Source organism: Pseudomonas sp. GL93 (genome assembly GCF_003408955.1).
In the GTDB taxonomy this organism is placed as follows: Bacteria; Pseudomonadota; Gammaproteobacteria; order Pseudomonadales; family Pseudomonadaceae; genus Aquipseudomonas; species Aquipseudomonas paracarnis.
In genome coordinates this window covers 120864-141174 of record NZ_NKRF01000099.1, presented here as the reverse complement: position 1 = coordinate 141174, position 20311 = coordinate 120864, and the positions used below count along the sequence as shown (strand labels likewise).

General features: G+C 60.6%; 24 protein-coding genes. 4 read left to right on the top strand and 20 right to left on the bottom strand.

Going from position 1 to position 20311, the window contains the following annotated elements:
• From CER19_RS23695 to CER19_RS23680, 4 genes are all read right to left on the bottom strand, one after another.
• The coding region (locus CER19_RS23695) for an ATP-binding cassette domain-containing protein (RefSeq protein WP_116668189.1) at positions 1 to 333 on the bottom strand (333 nt) is incomplete at its 3' end.
• The gene (locus tag CER19_RS23690) at positions 330 to 1310 is read right to left on the bottom strand and encodes a substrate-binding domain-containing protein (protein WP_116668188.1); all 981 of its coding nucleotides are present in this window, start codon (positions 1308 to 1310) and stop codon (positions 330 to 332) included. The genes CER19_RS23695 and CER19_RS23690, both read right to left, overlap by 4 nt.
• A 32-nt stretch (positions 1311 to 1342) precedes the next feature.
• Positions 1343 to 2164, bottom strand: a complete 822-nt coding sequence (locus tag CER19_RS23685; protein ID WP_116668187.1) for an SDR family oxidoreductase — start codon at positions 2162 to 2164, stop codon at positions 1343 to 1345.
• A 146-nt stretch (positions 2165 to 2310) separates the two neighbouring features.
• Positions 2311 to 2790: a GNAT family N-acetyltransferase gene (locus CER19_RS23680; protein WP_116668186.1), complete on the bottom strand. Its 480-nt coding sequence runs from the start codon at positions 2788 to 2790 to the stop codon at positions 2311 to 2313.
• Positions 2791 to 2978: 188 nt separating this feature from the next.
• Here CER19_RS23680 and CER19_RS23675 point away from each other — a divergent pair, with 188 nt between their 5' ends.
• The 4 genes from CER19_RS23675 (at position 2979) to CER19_RS23660 (ending at position 5346) form a co-directional block, all read left to right on the top strand.
• Positions 2979 to 4175 (top strand): MFS transporter, encoded by a 1197-nt coding sequence (locus CER19_RS23675; protein WP_116668185.1) that lies wholly within the window; start codon positions 2979 to 2981, stop codon positions 4173 to 4175.
• A gap of 85 nt (positions 4176 to 4260) precedes the next feature.
• A complete protein-coding gene (locus CER19_RS23670; protein WP_003193500.1) occupies positions 4261 to 4599 on the top strand; it encodes a hypothetical protein in 339 nt (112 codons plus the stop codon).
• Between the two features lie 51 nt (positions 4600 to 4650).
• The gene (locus tag CER19_RS23665) at positions 4651 to 4914 is read left to right on the top strand and encodes a hypothetical protein (RefSeq protein ID WP_116668184.1); all 264 of its coding nucleotides are present in this window, start codon (positions 4651 to 4653) and stop codon (positions 4912 to 4914) included.
• A 51-nt stretch (positions 4915 to 4965) separates the two neighbouring features.
• A complete protein-coding gene (locus tag CER19_RS23660) occupies positions 4966 to 5346 on the top strand; it encodes a termination factor Rho (protein WP_116668183.1) in 381 nt (126 codons plus the stop codon).
• 116 nt (positions 5347 to 5462) lie between these two features.
• Here the strand turns inward: CER19_RS23660 and CER19_RS23650 are convergent, their stop codons facing one another.
• The 16 genes from CER19_RS23650 to fabG all read right to left on the bottom strand — a co-directional run bounded on the left by CER19_RS23650 (position 5463) and on the right by fabG (position 20290).
• Positions 5463 to 6374, bottom strand: a complete 912-nt coding sequence (locus tag CER19_RS23650; protein ID WP_116668182.1) for a PfkB family carbohydrate kinase — start codon at positions 6372 to 6374, stop codon at positions 5463 to 5465.
• On the bottom strand, positions 6367 to 7833 hold the full coding sequence (locus CER19_RS23645; protein ID WP_116668181.1) for a cytosine permease: 1467 nt from the start codon (positions 7831 to 7833) through the stop codon (positions 6367 to 6369). The genes CER19_RS23650 and CER19_RS23645 overlap by 8 nt, the downstream gene beginning before the upstream one ends.
• Before the next feature lie 201 nt (positions 7834 to 8034).
• Positions 8035 to 9036: an ADP-ribosylglycohydrolase family protein gene (locus tag CER19_RS23640; protein ID WP_116668180.1), complete on the bottom strand. Its 1002-nt coding sequence runs from the start codon at positions 9034 to 9036 to the stop codon at positions 8035 to 8037.
• On the bottom strand, positions 9033 to 9746 hold the full coding sequence (locus tag CER19_RS23635) for a GntR family transcriptional regulator (RefSeq protein WP_116668179.1): 714 nt from the start codon (positions 9744 to 9746) through the stop codon (positions 9033 to 9035). The genes CER19_RS23640 and CER19_RS23635 overlap by 4 nt, the downstream gene beginning before the upstream one ends.
• A 70-nt stretch (positions 9747 to 9816) precedes the next feature.
• Positions 9817 to 10377: a DUF1285 domain-containing protein gene (locus CER19_RS23630; protein ID WP_116668178.1), complete on the bottom strand. Its 561-nt coding sequence runs from the start codon at positions 10375 to 10377 to the stop codon at positions 9817 to 9819.
• 16 nt (positions 10378 to 10393) lie between these two features.
• Positions 10394 to 10999 (bottom strand): DUF4823 domain-containing protein, encoded by a 606-nt coding sequence (locus tag CER19_RS23625; RefSeq protein WP_116668177.1) that lies wholly within the window; start codon positions 10997 to 10999, stop codon positions 10394 to 10396.
• A 110-nt stretch (positions 11000 to 11109) separates the two neighbouring features.
• Positions 11110 to 12078, bottom strand: coding sequence for a GTP 3',8-cyclase MoaA (locus tag CER19_RS23620; RefSeq protein ID WP_116668176.1), 969 nt, complete (start codon positions 12076 to 12078; stop codon positions 11110 to 11112).
• A gap of 139 nt (positions 12079 to 12217) precedes the next feature.
• A complete protein-coding gene (locus CER19_RS23615) occupies positions 12218 to 12883 on the bottom strand; it encodes a TetR/AcrR family transcriptional regulator (RefSeq protein ID WP_003189287.1) in 666 nt (221 codons plus the stop codon).
• 445 nt (positions 12884 to 13328) lie between these two features.
• The gene (locus CER19_RS23610; RefSeq protein WP_116668175.1) at positions 13329 to 14114 is read right to left on the bottom strand and encodes a TatD family hydrolase; all 786 of its coding nucleotides are present in this window, start codon (positions 14112 to 14114) and stop codon (positions 13329 to 13331) included.
• Between the two features lie 62 nt (positions 14115 to 14176).
• Complete coding sequence (locus CER19_RS23605) at positions 14177 to 15166, bottom strand: DNA polymerase III subunit delta' (protein ID WP_034128434.1); 990 nt, start codon at positions 15164 to 15166, stop codon at positions 14177 to 14179.
• On the bottom strand, positions 15159 to 15791 hold the full coding sequence (gene tmk / locus CER19_RS23600; RefSeq protein WP_116668174.1) for a dTMP kinase: 633 nt from the start codon (positions 15789 to 15791) through the stop codon (positions 15159 to 15161). Before tmk ends, CER19_RS23605 begins: the two co-directional genes overlap by 8 nt.
• 19 nt (positions 15792 to 15810) lie before the next feature.
• Positions 15811 to 16947 carry an endolytic transglycosylase MltG gene (gene mltG / locus CER19_RS23595; protein WP_003189280.1) on the bottom strand — a complete coding sequence of 379 codons (1137 nt, stop codon included), beginning with the start codon at positions 16945 to 16947 and terminating at the stop codon, positions 15811 to 15813.
• A 1-nt stretch (position 16948) separates the two neighbouring features.
• Positions 16949 to 17764, bottom strand: coding sequence for an aminodeoxychorismate lyase (gene pabC / locus CER19_RS23590; RefSeq protein ID WP_116668173.1), 816 nt, complete (start codon positions 17762 to 17764; stop codon positions 16949 to 16951).
• Entirely contained in the window at positions 17764 to 19008 is a 1245-nt protein-coding gene (gene fabF / locus CER19_RS23585) for a beta-ketoacyl-ACP synthase II (protein WP_034128438.1), read from the bottom strand. Before fabF ends, pabC begins: the two co-directional genes overlap by 1 nt.
• A 110-nt stretch (positions 19009 to 19118) precedes the next feature.
• Positions 19119 to 19355, bottom strand: a complete 237-nt coding sequence (gene acpP / locus CER19_RS23580) for an acyl carrier protein (protein ID WP_003175607.1) — start codon at positions 19353 to 19355, stop codon at positions 19119 to 19121.
• Between the two features lie 191 nt (positions 19356 to 19546).
• Positions 19547 to 20290: a 3-oxoacyl-ACP reductase FabG gene (gene fabG / locus CER19_RS23575; RefSeq protein ID WP_003189275.1), complete on the bottom strand. Its 744-nt coding sequence runs from the start codon at positions 20288 to 20290 to the stop codon at positions 19547 to 19549.
• Positions 20291 to 20311 lie beyond the last annotated feature (21 nt).

The following is a 20311-nucleotide window of genomic DNA, read 5'->3' as shown; positions in this document are numbered from 1 at the left end:
GCCAAAGCGCGTGGGCAAATGCCCGAGGAACAGGTTCTCGGCCACGCTCATTTCCGGCACCAGGTGCAGCTCTTGGTGAATCACCGCCACACCGCTGGCAATGCTGTCGGCGGCGCATTTGAAGGCCATGGTCTGCGCGCCGATCTGCACGGTGCCGCTGGATGGAATGTAGGCGCCGCCGAGGATCTTCAGCAGGGTCGACTTGCCTGCGCCGTTCTCGCCCATCAGCGCGTGCACCGAATGCGGCCGCGCTTCAAAGCTGATCTGCGCCAGGGCTTTCACACCGGGAAACTCCTTGCCGATGCCATTGAAACGCAGGGCTGCGCCGCTCATTTCCACAGGCCGATCTTGGTCAGTTCTTCCTGGAAATTGGCGCGGGTGATCAAGGTCACTTCGTCCATGGCGGTATATTTGGCCGGTTCCTTGCCGGTGGTGACCCACTCGTACATCGCCAGCGCGGTGTTGTAGCCCTCGATATGCGGGCTGGGCAGCATGGAGCCGAAGAAACCGCTGTCGGCTTTCTTCAATTCGCCGATGGCGTCAGTGCCATTGATGCCGATGCCGATCACGTTGGCGGCCTTGAAGCCGGCGCTCTCGGTCGCGCGCACGCCGCCGAGCACGGTGTTGTCGTTCATGCCGCCGATGATCAGGTTCTTCGCCCCGCTCGGCAGCTTGACCAAGGCCGAGTTGGTGGCGTCCATGCTGCCGGGGACGTCGAGGGTTTTCAGCGCAGCGGTGAGGATGTGGTCCTTGGGAATACCGGCCTCCTCCAGGGATTTGATCGAGCCGTCGGTGCGTTTTTTACCGGTGTCGAGTTCGTTGAAGGTGTTGATCACCGCATAGGTGTCCTTCCAGTCCCAACCGCGTTTTTTCGCTTCGGCGGCCATCGCGGCGCCCTGCTTCTGGCCGACTTCAAACGCGGCCATGCCCAGGTACGGCACGTCTTCCATGAAGTTGCCCTTGGCATCGACAAAGCGGTCATCCACGGCCATCACTTTCAAACCGTTGACCTTGGCCTTGGCGACAATCGCAGGGCCCAGGGACACGTCCGGCGGGCAGATCACGAAGCCTTTGGCGCCATTGGCAGCCAGGCTGTCGATGGCCGACAAGGTTTTTTCGCCATCAGGCACGGCGATCTTGATCACGGTGAAACCATGCTCCTTGCCGGCTTTTTCCGCGAATGCCCACTCCGTTTGAAACCAGGGTTCCTCGGCCTGCTTGACCAGGAAACCGATCTTCACTTCTTCAGCCGATACCGAGCCGCAGAACGCCATCGCCAGCGCCACAGCACCGAGTGTTTGCTTGAACATGGACCACCTCCTTCTTGTTATTGAAAAACGCTTTAGTCGTGGTACATCACAGACCGCCCACCATCGATCATCAGGCAAGTGGCGTTGATAAAGGGCGCCTCGTCGGTCGCCAGGAACAGTGCTGTCATGGCCACTTCGATGGGCTGGCCAATGCGTTTGGGCGGGTGCAGGTCGAACGCACGCTGGCGTTCGGCGTGGGGGTCAGGGAAACCGTTCCAGTAATCGACGTTGAGCTGGGTTTCGATATAGCCGGGGGCGATGGCATTCACGCGAATGCCCTTGGGCGCGTACTCGATGCCCAGGGCACGGGTAAGGCCGAGCAGGCCGTGCTTAGCGACAGGGTAAGGAAAGCAGCCGGGAATGATGTGGCTGGAATGGGTGGACGCGATATTGATGATGTTGCCGATGCCCTGCTCGATCATGTGCGGCAATACCGAACGGCAGCCGTACCAGGCGCCGTCGAGGTCGATGGCGAAACAGCGACGCCAGTCCTCGTCGCTCATCTCCAGCGGGTCACGGAACACGTTGACTCCGGCACAGTTGACCAGCACATCCACGCGGCCAAAGCGCTCGATGGCCAGGTTGACCAATGCCTGCCACTGATCCTTGGAAGTGATATCAACCGGTTGGGCGTAAACCTGCGCACCGTGTTCGCGCCAATGAGCGGCGATTTTCTCGACTTTGTCGCCCTGGATATCGGCAATGATCAACCGCGCCTGCTGGGCCTGGAAACAGGCAACGATGGCTTCGCCAATGCCTTGGGCGGCGCCGGTGATGATCACCACCTTGTTCTTCAGCCGCTCACCGTAAGTGGGCTCGGGCACGGCGGGTAGGGACAACGGTTGCGCCTGCATCGCTTCACCTTTTTATTTTTTATAGTGAGTGCTGATGCTGGCGACTATAAACCCATCGCCTGAAATATCTCAATATATAAATTATCGTCCCACATAATGAGAAAAAGTTGAAAAAATGGATCTTGGGTGCCTACAGGAATGAGGCTTCAGCCTTGGGCGAAGTCGCGCAGGGCATCGCCTTCCATGCGATAACGCACCCATTCTTCCTGAGGCTGGGCGCCGATGGACTTGTAGAAGGCAATCGCGGGCTCGTTCCAGTCCAGCACGCTCCATTCAAAGCGCCCGCAACCATTGTCAAAGGCGATCTTGGCCAAGTGGCGCAGCAACTTCTTGCCGGCCCCGCCGCCGCGTTGTTCCGGGTTGATGTACAGGTCTTCGAGGTACAGGCAGTTACTGCCCAGCCACGTCGAGTAACTGAAAAAGAACACCGCAAAGCCAATCGGCAAGCCGTCGCGCAAGCAGATCAGGCCATGGGCCGTGGCGCCTTCGCTGAACAGGCTGCGTTCGATATCCACCACGCTGGCGATCACTTCATGCCGGGCTTTTTCGTACTCGGCAAGTTCAGTGATAAAGGTCAGGATCTGCGCAGCATCGCTGGGCACGGCGGGGCGAATCTCGATGGTCATGGGCGAGCCTTGGGCAAATTCAAAGGCCACATACTAAGACGGTTTGATTGCCGTTTGCAGTGCAATTGATGCCGACGAGCGCGTTTCACTCCGGCGCGGGGTGATGCAAGCATCAGCAACCACAGAACAAAGCCCGCGGATGCCCATGGTAAACAATGGGCATAAATCCAACGATCAGAGACCTGCTCATGCACGCCACGCCACCCGTGAGCACGAAGACATTCGCGCTGTTCTGCCTCGCCAGCTTTTTGTTGTCACTGTCTTACGGCTCGACCTTCTTGTTGTCACTGCTGATCCATGCCCGTGGCGGTAATGAACACGACGCGGGCAGTGTCATTGCCACGGCGATGCTCAGCACCTTTGTAGCGGTGGTCCTTTCCGGGCATCTGGCCGATGCGCTAGGCGCGGCGCGAGCGATTTCGAGCACCGGTTTATTGTTGGTGGTGGCCTGCCTGGGGTTTGCCCTGACGCCAGGGTTTGGCCAAGGCTTGATGCTGTTTGGATTGTCTCTTGGTTTGGGCTGGGGCGTGTTCTATACCCTGGGCCCGATCATCGTGACGCTGCTGGTGGAACCGCGCCAGCGGGCCAAATATTTCGCATTGCTCTCGGGCAGTATGTTGAGCGGCATAGGTTCCGGCCCTTTGCTGGGACGCGCCGCCACTGCGCTGGACCTGCCCCTGACAAGCGCGTTTTATATCGCCGGGCTCGCCAGCCTAGCCGGCGTGGTGATGTTCTGGCGCATGGGCTCCCGGTTGAAACAGCACGCGAATGTGCCAACCGCCAGGATTTCCTGGCGCGCAAGCCGCCGCATATTGTCGTCCAAGGCGGCGTTCGCCATTCTCATGGTCGGCCTGGGTGGCTGCGTATTCGGGGGGCTGTCTTCGTTCCAGACCAGCTATGCCGTTGCCCATAAACTGGACTATTCGCTGTTCTTCGCCGGGTTCCTGACAGCGGCAATCACCAGTCGCTTGCTGATCGCCGGCTTCGTGGTCAAGCGCGACGCGTACCAGGCTGCCTGCGTGTTATCCGGGGTAATGTTCGGCGCGATCGCGCTGTTCGCGTTTGGTGTCAGCGGCAACCTCAGTTATGTGCTCGCGGCCGCCACGCTAGGGATCGGGTATGGCCTGACGTATTCGGTGATTAACGGCCTGGTGGCCAACGAAGCGCCCAGCGGCACCACTTCCCAGGCGTTGTTGCTGTTCAGCCTGGCGTACTTTATCGGCGTCTTCGGGTTTCCCTGGCTCGCAGGCAAGATCATCGTCGACTTCGGCCTTGCGACAATGATGCTGAGCGTACTGGTGATCGCCGCACTCAACTGGGCGATCACGGTGGCGCGCTTGATAGCGCGCCGAGTATCGGCACATAAAGTGATACATGTGAGCTGATACCGTTCGTCGCCATCCCGGCACGATCAGCAATCGCGGGCAGACCAATACAGGGTAAGGACATTAATCATATGGAGACACCCTGATGAAAAATTCCAAATTTGCTGCCCTCGCCCTCACCGGCCTGTTGTCTGCCGCGTCCTTGAGCGCCTTCGCGGCTAGCTCGACCACTGGCCCCACCGATCCAACGCCGGACGCCACTACCGAATCGCAAAAATCCATGGGCACCGGCATGGACACCAACGGTGGCGCGATCATCGACAACAGCGCTGACCCACGCACCAAAGGCAACGACACCCAGCGCCAGGCACCGGCGGCCGTGGGCAACGGCAAGATGGGCCCAGGCACGAGCAACAATGAGCCGAAGATCAACAAGGGCGACGACTCGAACATCCCGGGCGCGCAGAAACAACCAGCGCCTTGATACATCCCTGGTACGACCAACACCCGATCATTTCCCAGTGAAGAGGTACGCATGAACGTCAATAGAAACCTTGAAAAAGAAGTCCTCACCCGCCTGCTGCACGCCCATCCGCAAGGCTTGGGCAAGGAGGTGCTGGACAATTACCGCGGTGAAAAAGAGGTCGCCAGTGTCTTGGCGTTCCTGCAGGACCGCGGGCTGATCAAGGATGGGCATGTGACCACCGACGACGCCGGCGAATACGCGTTGAACCTGCCGATCAAGCTCACCGCTTCTGGTGTGGATGAGGCGCGCAAGCTCGACGCTCAGAGCACTTAGTAATCCATTTCTGGTCTGGCCCTGCGACTGGGGCCAGAAGGAGTTTTAGCGATGCCTCGTGGAAGCAAAGCCAAATACACCGATGAACAGAAACGCAAGGCCGCTCATATCGAAGACAGTTATGAGCACAAAGGGTTGCCCAAGGATGAAGCCGAAGCTCGTGCCTGGGCGACCGTCAACAAACAGTCCGGCGGTGGTGAAAAAGCCGGCGGATCAGGCAGGCGCAAAGCACCGGCCAAGAAAACCCAGGACCGGCAGGAATCCGCCAAGCGTGCCGCTGCCAGCCGTGAAGGCCACCCGCGCAGCAGCCGTACTTCGCTGAGTACGCAGACCAAGGAAAGTTTGATGAAAGAGGCGCGGGCCAAGGATATTCGTGGGCGCTCGACGATGCGCAAAGATGAGTTGATCCAAGCGCTGAAAAAAGCAGGCTAAGCGCAGACCCCATTGTGGGAGCGGGCTGGCTCGCGAATGCGGTGTGTCAGTCAGCACATGCTTCAACTGATACCCCGCATTCGCGAGCAAGCCCGCTCCCACAGGGTTGTGCGTATTTATTCAGCTAGCAATGCGTCGACTTCGGTGACGCCAGGGGAAGTGGCCGGCCCCCAGCGGGTTACCGCCAATGCCGCCGCTGCGTTCGCTCGACGCGCCGCCTCAACCGGTTTCAAGCCATTCGCCAACCCGGCAATAAATACACCAGCATGGGCATCCCCCGCGCCATTGCTGTCCACGGCCTGAACCTTGAAGCCTGGTACATGCTCAGTCTCTGCCCCACGCCCTACCCAGCAACCATTTGGCCCATCACGCACAACCAGCAGTGCCTGCATATGCTGATTCAGCATGGGCAGCGCCTGACTCATATGCGTCGCCCCGGTAAACGCGAGGGCTTCAGGGCCGTTGCTGGTCCAGATGTCGATACGCGGCAACAACGCGCGCATCAACACCGAGTCCGGCGCCTTGACCAACGGGCCTGGGTCGAACACCACCACGATCTCTCGCGGCAGCGCCAGCAGCCAGTCGAGCAACGGCTGCGCCTTACCTTCAAGCAGTAAGCTGTAGCCACTGACGTATACGTAGTCATCGACATGCGGAACGATCTGAGCCAAATCGTCGGCGCTCAGTTCACCCTCGGCACCGAGATGGGAGATGAAGGTGCGTTCGGTGCTCGCTTCAGTCAGCGACACGCACAACCCGGTATCTTTGCCAGCGCTGGCCGCCAAGGCCATTTCAATACCCTCGGCCTGCATCGCGGCACGCGCCAGCTCGCCAAAGCGCCCCTCGCCATGGCGCCCCAGGTAAACCACCGGCAACCCATTGCGCCGCGCCGCAGCCATCACGTTGACCCCGCCACCGACTTGGAAACTGGCGGAGTTGGCCAGCACGTCACCGCCGCTTACCGGCAGGGTGTCGAGACCCATGACCAGGTCGACAATGACCTGGCCGGTGTGCAGCAATCTAGACATTGGCGCTCTCGACTAAAGCCGGACGACGGTCAGCCGCGCCGCCCAATACTGCATAGGTTCCGCCAGCCACCAGGAAGGTCACGATCCAGCCCAGGCCGTTATGGCCCAGCCAGGAATCGGACAGCGGCCCGGCAAACCAGATGTTTTCGGCGGTGGTGCCGATGGTGGTGAAACTGAAGCCCAGCACAATGGCCACCGCCCAGGCGCCAAATGCACGCCACTCCACGCCACCGCGATACCAGTAGGCACTGCTGGGGCTGACGTCCAGCAGGTCGGTGGGGCTGTAGTAATGACGGTGAATCAAGTCGACCACGAAGATCCCGACCCACGCCGTGATCGGCACCGCCAGCAGCGAAATGAAGGTAATGAACGGGCCATAGAAGCTATCGGCGATCAGCATGAAGTAGATGGAGCCGGCAAAAATCGCCACGATATCGACAATCACCGCATGCACGCGCTTGACCTTCAAGCCCAGGGTCAAGGTGGTGAGACCGGCCGAATACACCGACAGGTTGTTCGACAACAACAGCCCGCCGAACGCGGTAATCAGGTACGGCACGGCCATCCAGGTCGGCAGCATGTCGCGGATCGCGATGATGGGGTCGGTGGCCGATGCCAGGTCATTGTTACCCACCGACAACAGACCACCGAGGGTGATCAGTAGCACCAGCGGGATACCTGCACCAAACGCGGCGGAGGCCACCAGGCGCACGGCCTTGACGCTGCGGTGCTGGTAACGCGACATGTCTGCACCGGCGTTGGCCCAACCGATACCGGTACCGGCAGCCATGGTGCCTACGCCAATGATCATCGCGCTCAACGGCGCCGGGGTGGCGTTGAACACCGCGCTCCAGTCGATGGTGGCGCACAGAAAGCCGCCCACCAGAATGTTCAAGCCGCCGAATACGTAGGTGGCCCACTTCTGAATCACCAGCAACGTGGCGTGGCCCAGGCCCGATACGGCCAGGGTCAGCAGCACGAAGATGGCGATGAAGATCAGGGTGAGCAGCGGCGCGCTTTTCGCCTCCACTGCCGAGCCGAACAGGATGGAGCTCAACGACAACAACACGAAGGCTGCAGTGGTGGTGTTAACGGTTTCCCAACCCAGGCGCGACATCAGCGACACCAATGTCGGGCCGATATTTCCGCGCACACCGAAGATGGCGCGGGACAAGGTCAGGCTGGGCGCGCGACCACGGCGACCGGCGATGGAGATAATGCCCACTACGGCAAAGGAGCCAGCGGCGCCAAGAATCGCGACGATGATCGCCTGCCAGATGGCCAGGCCACGAAACGCCACCAGCGTTGCACCAAGGGGCAAACCGAGGATGCTGATATTGGCCGCGAACCACACCCAGAACAGTTGCAGCGGATGACCGTTGCACTCGCCTTCCGGGACCGGCTCGATGCCGCGTGTTTCCAGTTGCCCGACGCTTTGGCCGGAAGAGGGGCTGCTCATGAAAGGGTGCTCCTGGTGCCTGTATTGTTGTTGTGGTTGTGGTTGTGGTTGTGGCAGCGAGTCGAATCTTTATCCGGTCTTCCTGACCCAACGCTTTTTAATGTGGGAGCTGGCTTGCCTGCGATTGCGGTGGGCAACCAGCCCATCAGCCACTGGAAAACCGCTATCGCAGGCAAGCCAGCGCCCACATCAGATTTGTGTTTATCGCAAGGCCAATAACCCTTGGACCAAGGTTTGCACATCCAATCCATTGACCCGCTTGACCTGTTCAACCAACGCCTCAGGCCAGCACTGCATGCCCAGGCACGCCCCCAGCATGGCGCCGAGGATCGCGGCGATGGTGTCGGTGTCTCCGCCCAGGCTGGCCGCCAGGCACAGGGCTTCGAAGGCATTCATGTCGCCGGACGCCACTTGCTGGGCCAAGGCAAACGAGACCACCACCGATTCCTGAGAAGCCACCGAAGTACCGATCAACTCGTAAAGCAGGTCGGCAAACAACGCTTTGTCGCCGCTGCCGACGCTCAGGGTGCGAGCCCAACTGATGCGGGTGGAAATGCGACCACCCGCGACCCAGTGACCATGGCTTTCGGCCTGTCGGGCAATCTGGGTGCCGATATTCAGGGCTTCACCCAGGTCCACGCCATTGACGCCAGCCGAGACCACAGCCGCCACGGCCGCAGCGCTGGAAATACCCAGGCTGGTGTTATGGGTAACCTGGCACGCCTGGATCACCGCCTGGACAAACCGCCCCGGGTCGCTGACATCGGCGGCGATGCCCACCGGGGTGATGCGCATGGCCGCGCCATTGGTAGTGCCGTAGCGCCCGGATTCTTCCGGGGTATGGCCGGCGAGGATCATGTCGATCGCGCGTTTGGTAGACGGCCCGAGCAAGTCCTGGGAACCCTTGGCGCGCATCCCCGCTTCCCAGTCGATCAGGCGCTGGGCAAGCACGCTGGGCTCGATCTGGCCCTGGCCTTGCACCAGTAACTCGGCAACCAGGATGGCTTGTTCGGTGTCATCGGTGATGGAACCGGCAGGCAGGTTGGGCGCAATGGGCTGGTCGGCGTCGGCGTCTTCCAAGGCGGTGATGGCACCGAAGCGCTGTTGTACCTGCTCACGGCTCAAGGATTGGGTGGGCATGCCCAAGGCATCGCCCAGGGCCAAGCCATAGAACGCGCCGAGTGCGCGATTTTCGCGGGTCATTTTGGCGCTCCAAACTGCAGGTGCAGGCGAAAGTGCAGCGGGTCGAGCAGGCTTTCGACATGCTCCATGAAACGCTCGCGACGATCATAGGTGGTGCGCGACGCCTTGAGAAATACCGTGCCGCTGGGGCGCCCGAGTAATTCGGCGTCTTCATCACTCAGGGGTTCGGCACCGATCCACTGGTCACCGTCGGCCCCGACGTAGCCGTAGGCGGCCAGGGTGATGGTCAGGGAGTTGTCGATCAGGCCAATGTGGGGCAGGTTTTCCAGATCGCCAACGGCCGGCATCAACGAGCGCTCCAGCGACACCGCTGTACCGTCAGCCGTGCGTCGGAGGCGGTCGAGGGTAATGAACTGGTCGGTGCCGAAACGGCTGAACAGATCCGGGCGCGTCACGGCTTCGAAACGCAGGACGTCGGTGCTTACTTGAGCGCCCGTATCGGCCAAGGCCTGGGCCCAACCGCTGCGTTGGTCCAACACCATGCCGTCAAAGGTGACAATCGAACCGACGCCGCTCTGGGTGGCGATGTAGTTGCGACGCTTGAGCTCGGCCAGCGCCTCGCGCAGCGTGCCCCGGCTGACCGCAAACTCCTCGGCCAGTTGGTGCTCGCCGGGCAACAGGAAGCCGTCGGCCATGACCCCACCCTCGATACGGCGGATGAGTTCGTCGACGACGCGTTTTTTCTTATCAAATCGAACATGTCTAATCATGTACAAATTGATAACCGAAAGCGCGCGTTTACCGCAAGAGGATTATTTCAGGCTGAAGCCAAAAACCGCCTCAGGGCTCCGGGCCGATGGGGAAAAACTCCCCGCTGCTCCAGACGCCAAGCCAGTTCTGACCGTTGATCGGACGGCTCACCGCCAGCTCCACCAACTGGTAAAAAACGTTGCGATGCACGAGGGCTTCGAGGTTGGTGCGAACGCGCACATAGGGGGCGGGTTCCTGGGTGATGGGGTCGGTCACCACCCGCAGCGGGTGTTCGAGGCCTGCCTCGACCTGTTCGTCGACGTTGGTGGTAAAGCGCAATACCTGGCTTTCGCCCTGCCCTTGCACATCCAGGGTCACTGCGACAAACGGCGCATCATCGACGCGGATGCCGACCTTCTCCACGGGCGTCACCAGGAAATAATCATCGCCATCGCGGCGGATGATGTTGGAGAACAACTTGACCATCGGCTTTCGCCCGATAGGTGTGCCCTGGTAGAACCAAGTGCCATCGCGGGCGATGCGCATGTCGATGTTGCCGCAGAAATCCGGATTCCACAGATGCACCGGTGCCGGCCCCTTGCCCTTGGGCAGTTGGGCCAATAAATCATTGGCCTTGGCGGAATCGGTCATGGCGGGCTCCTCTGTCTTACTGATCACTCATACCTAGCAAACCGCGGGCATATTGAGCCAGGGGGCGGGCGATCAAATCTTGTGGCGATGTGTCGTGGAACGTCAGTAAACCGCCACGACTGCGAATACGTGCAGTATCAATCAAATACTGGGTGCTGGTCTCGATCAACATGACTTGGATCACCCCGCTGTCCAGGCCAAGGCGGTCCAGGGCTTGTTGGTCGGTCCACTCGTCAGCGTTGCCAATACGGTCATCGGCTGCCGCAAAGCGGCAATACAGCAGGTAATGGGCACCGGCGTCGCGGGCTTCGGCCATGGCCTGTTCCAGACCTTCCGGCTGGCGGGCGCGACGCACCATGGGGAAATATTCAACGAAGCCATTGAATGCTTCCTCGGCCACCACATTAGGCCGCGGGTAGGCGCTGCCCGGCGGCACGAAGGCGCCCTGGGCGATAAACACAAAGGAGTCCGGCTGTATGCGCACCGAGGCAGTACGCCGCGTATCGCTGTGATCGAGCAGCCCGGCATCGCTCATCTGATAGCGGGTGCCTTCGGCCATATCACTGACGGTCATGCAACCGCCCAGGGCCAATGACGCCAGCAGCAAAACCAGACTACGCATCCTAATCCTCCAGAGGCCGGTGACAGGAAACCGGCGAATGGGGCGTGGGATGCAGAATCCGCGCCAGTCAGCTGCGCCACAAATCAAATGTGTGAACCCGCAATATCTGCTTAGCCACCAATGATCTTCATGATCGTGGCACCGCCGGAGAACGCCACTTCCTGCTTGTCGGCCAAGGCCTTCATCAACAAGCCCTGCAACGCTGGCAACGCTTGATGGCGCGGTTGATCGAGCAAGTCACCGACATAATGGCGATTGCTGGACGACAGGCAGCCATGCAGCCAACCGGTGGAGGACAACCGCAACCGCGAACAGGTGCGGCAGAACGGTACGCTCTCGTTGGCGATCACACCGAAGAAGCCCTTGCCCGGCACTTCGTAGCGTACCGCCGTCGCATCGACGGGTGCGTTGGCTTGCAGGTATTCGTGTTGCTCGCCGATCAGACTGAGCAGTTGTTGCAAGCTGACAAACTGTTGCAGGAACGCGTTGGAGTCTTTGGCCAGGTGCCCCATGCGCATCAGTTCGATAAAGCGCAGCTCGTAGCCACGCGCCAGGCAGTAATCGAGCAGCGGCATCACCTGGTCCAGGTTCTGGCCGCGCAACGGCACCATGTTGACCTTGATCTTGATTCCGGCAGCACTGGCCTGGTCCATGCCATCAAGCACGGTGGCCAGGTCGCCGCCACGGGCGATGCTGCGGAAAGCATCGGCATCCAGCGTGTCGAGGGAGACATTGATGCGCCGAATACCGGCAGCCACCAGCAACGGCAGTTTGCGCGCCAGCAGTTGGCCGTTGGTGGTCAGGCTGATGTCGCTCAGGCCCATCTGCCCTACCGCCCCCATGAAGGCTTCCAACTTGGGGCTGACCAACGGCTCACCGCCGGTAATGCGCAAGCGCTCGATACCCGCCGCTTCGATCAGGTAAGCCACGCCTCGGGCCATGGCTTGGGCCGACAGTTCATCCTGGGCAGCCACCAGCCGCTTGCCGTCAGGCACGCAATAGGTACACGCATAATTGCAGGCTGAAGTCAGGCTGATCCGCAAATTGCGAAAACGCCTGCCTTGACGATCAACGATCATGGATCACTCCGGCAGAGGATAATTCGGGCGCACTAAAAGCTGACTCATAACTCAGCTTTTAGCAAGGTCCTTGCCTGAGTATATTCCTGGGTTACTGCGCCTGGCAGTAAATCATTGCGCCGTCACTGTAGCGAATGACTTACGTGGCAGGGGTTTCGCCGCTCTTCTCGGCGCCCGGCAGTTCCGGGCTGTGCTTACGCTTGTTGCCCATGCGCACGCCGATGTCCATCAGGAATTGGAAGAAACCTTCCTGGTCTTCCAGCACATTGCTCCAGAACGGCGAGTGGTACAGCGCCACAGCGCCATGCACCAAGGCCCAGGCGGCGCAGTAGTGGAAATACGGCGGCACGTCTTCAAGCTTGCCTTCGCTGATACGGCCCTTGATCAACAGGGTCAGGCGCTCGAAGTTCGAGGCACGGATCTTGTGCAACTCCTCGACCATCTCCGGCACCTGGTGACCTTTGACCACCTTCTCTTCCAGGCGGTCGAACAGGCGGTAGCGCTGCGGGTCACGCATGCGGAACTCGAAGTAAGCGCGGGACAGGGCTTCCTTGTCTTTGTCGACATCCGCCGAGTGCAGCAACTCGTTCAAATCGCGCTCGTAGTCGAGCATCAGGCGCAGGTAGATTTCGGCCTTGGACTTGAAGTGTTTGTAGATCGTGCCTTTGCCGATACCCACGGCATCCGCAATCATCTCGACGGTGACGCTGTCTTCGCCTTGTTCAAGAAACAACTTGAGCGCGGTGTCGAGAATTTCCTGCTCACGGCGGCGAAACTCACGGACCTTACGGGGTTCTTTGTGCATGAGGAAGAGTCTGCAGAGGTCGGAAATAGGGAGGGTTGCGCAGGGCCATGGATACGTGGCGATACGATTTACCCGGTGCGAGGGATTATCCCGACTGAACGGTCGTTGGGCAATGTCTATGTGAACCCGCCAGGCACATAACTTTCAATGCGCCAACGATTTCGCTGCTATCAGTCAGAAATAACACGCAACACCTGAACTTGCCCATCAGCGCAATGAGAACTCAAGCGAAGGCCGCGTATTCCAAATCTGTTTAAAAAACGATCAATCACGACTGGACTGAATGGGATAGTGGTCAATACTTCAACTGTCGGCGCGACATCTCCCCCAAGTGACGCGTCGACCTGGGTACCGACGGACTGCGTGCCCTTGTTTTACTCCTAATGGTCTTAGCCCGGATTCACCCCCCAGAACCCGGGTTTTTTTTGCCTGCGATTCAGCCGCTCTAACCGGCTACGTGGGCCAGCGGGAACAGGCGCTTGAAGTTCTCGGTAGTCTGCTCGGCAAAGCGTTCGCACGACTCGCCGCGCAGCATCGCCAGGTAATCAGCCACGTCCCGTACATATTCGGGCAAGTTCGGTTTGCCGCGATGGGGGATGGGCGCCAGGTACGGCGAGTCGGTTTCCACCAGCAGGCGGTCGGCAGGCACCTGGCGGGCCACATCGCGCAGCGCGTCGGCATTGCGGAAGGTGACGATACCCGACAGGGAAATATAGAACCCCAGGTCCAGGGCCGCCTTGGCCATGTCCCAGTCTTCGGTAAAGCAATGCAACACGCCGGCCTGCGGCAATGCGGCTTCACGTAGCAAGGCCAGGGTATCGGCACGGGCGCCTCGGGTGTGGACGATCACCGGCTTGCCCGTCTGCTGGGCGGCTTGCAGGTGCAGGCGGAACGAGGCCTGCTGCAACTCGGCAGCTTCAGGCTCGTAGTGATAGTCCAGGCCGGTTTCGCCAATGGCCACCACCCGCGGGTGGTTGAGTTCGCCCAGTAGCCAGTCCAGAGCCGGCGCTTCGCCAGGCTTGAGGTCCAGCGGGTGGATGCCCACCGAGCAGTCTACGTCGGCATAGCGATCAGCCAGGGCTTTGACGTCGGCGGCGTTGTCGGCGCTGACGCCAATGCACAGGAAGTGTCCTACCCCACGCTGGCGGGCAGCTTCAAGAGCGGCGTCGAGGGAGCCGCCGTGCTGGGCAAGGTCGAGGCGATCAAGGTGGCAATGGGAATCTACGAGCATAGGAATCAGGGCTTAAGTCACAAAAGAGGTAGGGCCAACGATACACCCGTCGGCCACGGAATTTAACGGCGCCCGAGCAGGCCGACCCACTGCACCAGCAATGCCTCGAGCAACAGCACGCGGTTGAGGTTGGCCTTGCCGAGGACTTTCTGGCGCTGGGCGAGGATCCAGTCCTGGATGTTCAGCACCTTGTCCTGGGCACTTTTTTGCGCCAGGTATTGCACGACCTTGCGCATATCCGCCAGGCCCAGGCCGTTCTCATCCTGGGTAAGCTGGTAGCGCAGGATCAGGCTGGACCAGTCGCAGAACCAGTCGAACAGCAGCAACAGCGGAATGTCCTTCCAGGCGCTTTCGGCCAGTTGCGTGGCGGACAGTTCCTGCTTGAGCAGCTTCTTCACGCCATCCACGACCAGTGCACGCTGTTCGCGCACCCCCTGAGCCTGCAGCTTCACCGCCGCCAAGGGCGAACCGGCCGCCAGGGTCAGCAACTCGCCTCGTTCTTCTGCGCTGCATTCCGGCAACGCCTGCGCCAGCCATTGCAGGCTCATGGCCTCACTGGGCAACGGGCAAGCCTGCTGCACGCAACGACTGCGAATGGTCGGCAACAGGCGGCTGGACTGGTGGCTCACCAGCAACAGCACGGTATCGCCGGACGGCTCTTCAAGGCTTTTGAGCAAGGCGTTGGCCGCGTTGATGTTCATCGCCTCGACCGGCTCGATCAGCACCACTTTGCGCCCGCCCATCTGCGCGGTCTGCACCACGAAGCTGACCAGGTCGCGCACCTGGTCGACCTTGATGGCTTTGTCTGCTTCCTCGGGTTCCAGCACATAGTTGTCCGGGTGACTGCCGGCCTTGAGCAACAGGCAGGACTTGCACTCGCCACACGCCTCCAGGTTGACCGGGCGTTGGCACAACAGGCTGCCCATCAGGCGTTCGGCGAGGTGGCGTTTACCGATGCCCACCGGCCCATGCAGCAGATAGGCGTGGGCGTGCTGGGCGCGCCCTGCCAGTTGCTGCCAGAGGCCGTCCTGCCATGGGTAGGACTCAGCCACGGGTGCGCTCCAACAGGGTGGGCAGCAGCGCGTCGATGGACTGTTGCACCTGGCTCAGCGGCTGGGCGGCGTCCAACAGGTAATAACGTGCGGGCTCAGCCTTGGCGCGCTGCAGGAAGGCACTGCGCACCGCATCAAAAAAGCCCTGGCCTTCCAACTCAAAGCGATCCAGACGACCTCGCGCACTGGCGCGGGCCATGCCCACTTCCACCGGCAGGTCGAACAATAGGGTCAGGTCGGGGCGCAGATCGCCTTGCACGAAGGTTTCCAGGGTGGCGATGCGCTCAAGGGACAAACCCCGCCCCCCACCCTGGTAGGCGTAGGTGGAATCGGTAAACCGGTCGCAGATCACCACGCCCCCCCGCGCCAGGGCCGGGCGAATCACTTCGGCCAGGTGCTGGGCACGGGCAGCAAACACCAGGAGCAGTTCGGTATCCGGGTTCATCGGCTCGTCACCCGGGGCCAGCAGCACTTCACGGATGCGCTCGGCCAATGGCGTACCGCCCGGCTCACGGGTCAGCACCACCTCGATGCCCTGCCCACGCAGGCGCTCGGCCAGGTAGTCACGGTTAGTGCTTTTGCCGGCGCCTTCCGGGCCTTCCAGGGTAATAAACAAGCCAGTCACAGGCAGTCCTTAGTCAGAGTCATTGCGGGCTTTGCGGCGCGGTAGTGTCCGGCGCGGGCTCGATCGGTGCGTCGGGGGTAGGCGCGTCGCTGGAAGGTGCCGAATCTTCCAGCGGTTTCACCACAGGCGCCGGGCTGGAACGGTAATCGGCACGGCGCTTGAGCTGGAACTCACGCACGGCGGCATTATGCGCATCCAGGTTATCCGAGAATATATGGCTGCCATCGCCACGGGCGACGAAATACAGGCTGCTGCCCGGTACCGGGTTCAGCGCAGCATGGATCGCCTCGCGGCCGACCATCGCGATGGGCGTGGGCGGCAGGCCGGCGACCATGTAGGTGTTGTAGGGGTTGGCTTCCTTAAGGTGGGCACGGGTCAATTTACCGTTGTAGCGCTCACCCAGGCCATAGATCACGGTGGGGTCGGTCTGCAGCAACATACCGATCTTCAGGCGACGCACGAACACACCGGCAATCTGCCCGCGCTCCTGGGGCACCCCGGTCTCCTTTTCCACCAGCGACGCCATGATCAGTGCTTGGTAAGGGTCGGTGTAGGGCGCGTCGGCGGCACGCTTGCTCCACTCCTGGGCGAGTACATCGTCCAGGCGGTTGTAGGCTTTTTTCAGGAATTCGACATCGGTCATGCCGCGGACAAAACGGTAGGTGTCCGGGAAGAACCGCCCCTCAGGAAACACACCTGGGTGGCCGAGCTTATCCATCACTTCGCTGTCAGTCAGGCCCGCTAGGGTCTGCACGATCTTTTCATGCTTGGCCAGGGCGGTGCGCACCTGACGGAAATTCCAGCCCTCCACCAAGGTCAGGCTGTACTGCACCACTTCGCCACGCTGCCACAGGCCGATCAAACCCTCGGCGGTAAGGCCCGGGCTCATGCGGTACTCGCCGCTGTGCAGTGGCTGGCCTTCGAGGTTGAAGCGCCAGTACAGGCGCAACCAAAAGGCATCGTCGAGCACGCCGTCGGCTTCCAGACGATTGAAGGTGCCCGTCGGCGTAGCGCCAGCAGGTACGTCGAGCAACTGCTCCTGAGGCAGCTTCAGGGGCTGCTTGAGGGCAGAGTCGAGTTTCCAGGCAGAAAAGCCCACGAGCAAAGCCGCCGAGACCAGGCTGATCTGCAGCAGTAACACCAGTTTTCGTATCAACTCAAATATCCAATAGCGCGCGAACAATGCCCTGCAGTTTACGGGTGAGTGGCCCAACCGGCCAGCTCATCGCAGCGCAACCACGCACCGGCCAAATGCCATATACGCTGTTGCAGACGAAGACCTCATCGGCCTGTTGCAACTGCTCAACACTGATGTCGGCCACGGCCACCGGGACGCCCAGCGCTTGTGCCTGAGCCAGCACTTCGGCGCGCATTACGCCGGCAACGCCACAACGGCTCAGATCAGCGGTTAGTAACAAGCCGTTGCGTACCAGGAAAAGGTTGCTGAATATGCCTTCGATCACCCGGCCAGACATGTCCAGCATCAGGCCTTCGGCATGTTCGGTATCTTGCCATTCCGCACGCGCGATCACCTGCTCCAGGCGATTGAGGTGCTTGATACCGGCCAGCAGCGGCTGCTGCGCCAAGCGCGTGACACACGCAAACAGGCGGACGCCGTCGACTTCATAGGCAAGGGGATAAGCAGCGCGCGCACTGCCCTGCAAAATACGGCGCACCGGAGCGCCAGGGTTGATGCCATAACCGCGCAAGCTGTCGCCACGGGTGAGGATCAATTTGAGAATACCGTCGCCAAGGGCGGCGGCGAAGCTCAGCACTTCGTGGCGAATCAACCCGTGATCCGCCACCAATGCCAAACGCCGGCAACCCTCTTCCAGGCGTTGCAGGTGACGGTCGAGCAGCAACGGCTGCCCGGCCTTGACGGCGATGGTCTCGAACACCCCATCGCCATAGGCCAGGCCGCGATCTTTCAGGGGCACGTTGTCCGCTGGCTGACCGTCGACCCAGCTGTGCATCACTCGGCGAACCGGCGGAACACAAGGGAACCGTTGGTGCCACCGAAACCGAACGAGTTGGAAATCGCCACGTCGATCGGCATGGGTTGCGCTTCGTGGGGCACGAAGTTCAGGTCGCAGCCTTCGTCAGGCTCATCAAGGTTGATGGTCGGCGGAGCGACCTGATCCCTGATTGCCATCACGCTGAAGATCGCCTCGACCGCGCCCGCCGCACCCAGAAGATGGCCGGTCATGGACTTGGTGGAGCTGACCGCCAGCTTGTAGGCATGCTCGCCGAACACCGACTTGATGGCCTCGGCTTCCGCCAGGTCGCCGGTCGGGGTCGAAGTGCCATGGGCGTTGATGTACTGCACCTGGTTGGGGTTGACCTTCGCATCGCGCAGGGCATTGGTGATGCAACGCGCAGCACCCGCACCGTCGGACGGCGGCGAGGTCATGTGGTAAGCATCGCCGCTCATGCCAAACCCAATCAGCTCTGCATAGATGGTGGCGCCACGCGCCTTGGCGTGCTCCAGCTCTTCGAGTACCAGCGCACCGGCACCGTCGGACAGCACGAAGCCGTCACGGCCCTTGTCCCACGGACGGCTGGCACGGGTCGGCTCGTCATTGCGGGTCGACAGTGCACGGGACGCGCCGAAGCCGCCCATGCCCAGGCCGCACGCGGCCATTTCGGCGCCGCCAGCGATCATCACGTCGGCTTCGTCGTAGGCGATGTTGCGCGCCGCCATGCCGATGCAGTGGGTACCTGTGGTACACGCCGTGGCGATTGCGTAGTTAGGTCCCTGTGCACCCAGATGAATGGACAGGAAGCCGGAAATCATATTGATGATCGAGCCCGGTACGAAGAACGGTGAAATTCGACGTGGGCCAGTCTCATGCAGCGTGCGGCTGGTTTCTTCGATATTGGTCAGACCGCCAATACCTGAACCCATGGCCACGCCGATGCGGTCACGGTTGGCGTCGGTGACTTCCAGGCCGGCGTTACGCACTGCCTGAAAACCGGCAGCCAGGCCGTACTGAATGAACAGGTCGAGCTTGCGGGACTCTTTGATCGAGAGATATTCCTCGACATTGAAGCCCTTTACCGAGCCGCCAAAACGGGTGGAATAGGCAGAAAGGTCCGTGTGTTCGATCAGACCAATACCACTGCGGCCAGCCAGAATGCCCTGCCAACTGCTCGGCACATCCGTACCCAGTGGCGACAACATACCCATACCGGTGACTACGACGCGTCTACGCGACACAGCACTCTCCTTTTTCTAATGACGACACTTTTCATCGCCGCTAAAGAAAAAACCGCACGCCTTTACAGCAGTGCGGTTTTTCCCTGACAGCAAGCGACGACTACAAACTATTACGCCTGGTGGCTAGTAACGTAGTCGATGGCAGCTTGAACAGTAGTGATTTTTTCAGCTTCTTCGTCCGGGATTTCGGTCTCGAATTCCTCTTCCAGAGCCATCACCAGCTCAACGGTGTCAAGGGAATCGGCACCCAGGTCTTCTACGAAGGAAGCAGTGTTGACCACTTCTTCTTCCTTAACGCCCAGTTGCTCGGCGACGATTTTCTTGACGCGCTCTTCGATGGTGCTCATACCTTGTTTAACTCCTAATGGACAAATTCAGGCAGCTGGCCAGTGGGTAAGTGTATAGAAAGCCTTTTCAGCTTTTCAACTGAAAGCTTCACCCTGTACCCGGTCGACCACCTGCCTATAAATTAAGTTGCAGCTTTATAACGGATTTTAGACAGCTCGTATGACATTTTTTTGAAGCGATCCGTCACAATTTAACTCATGTACATCCCGCCGTTAACCGGGATTGTAGCCCCAGTCACGTATGCCGCACCGTCGGATGCCAGGAAAGTGACCACATTCGCGATCTCTTGGGCCTGGCCCAGACGGCCCAGCGGAATCTGCGTCAGCAAGGCTTCGCGCTGTGCTTCCGGCAGTTCGCGGGTCATATCGGTGTCGATGAACCCAGGGGCCACCGAGTTGACCGTAATCGACCGCGAGCCGACTTCACGCGCCAGTGCGCGGCTGAAACCTTCCAGACCGGCCTTGGCAGAGGCATAGTTTACTTGGCCTGCGTTGCCCATGGCACCCACTACGGAGCCAATATTGATAATTCGGCCCCAACGCGCTTTGGTCATGCCGCGCAAAACGCCCTTGGACAGGCGAAACAGACTGTTCAGGTTGGTATCGACCACGTCGTACCACTCGTCGTCTTTCATGCGCATCATCAGGTTGTCACGGGTGATCCCGGCGTTGTTCACCAGGATAGCCGGCGCACCGAACTGAGCAGTGATCTGGGCCAGTACGGCAGCCACGGACTCATCGCTGGTCACATTCAGCTCAAGACCGGTGCCTTGCACGCCGTTTTCCTTCAAGGTCGCGGCGATACGCTCGGCGCCCGAGGCAGAGGTGGCGGTGCCGATCACAACGGCGCCCTGACGGCCCAGCTCCAGGGCGATCGCCTGGCCAATGCCACGGCTTGCGCCGGTAACCAGTGCAACTTTACCTTGCAGACTCATGCAGGCTTCTCCTAAGTACGG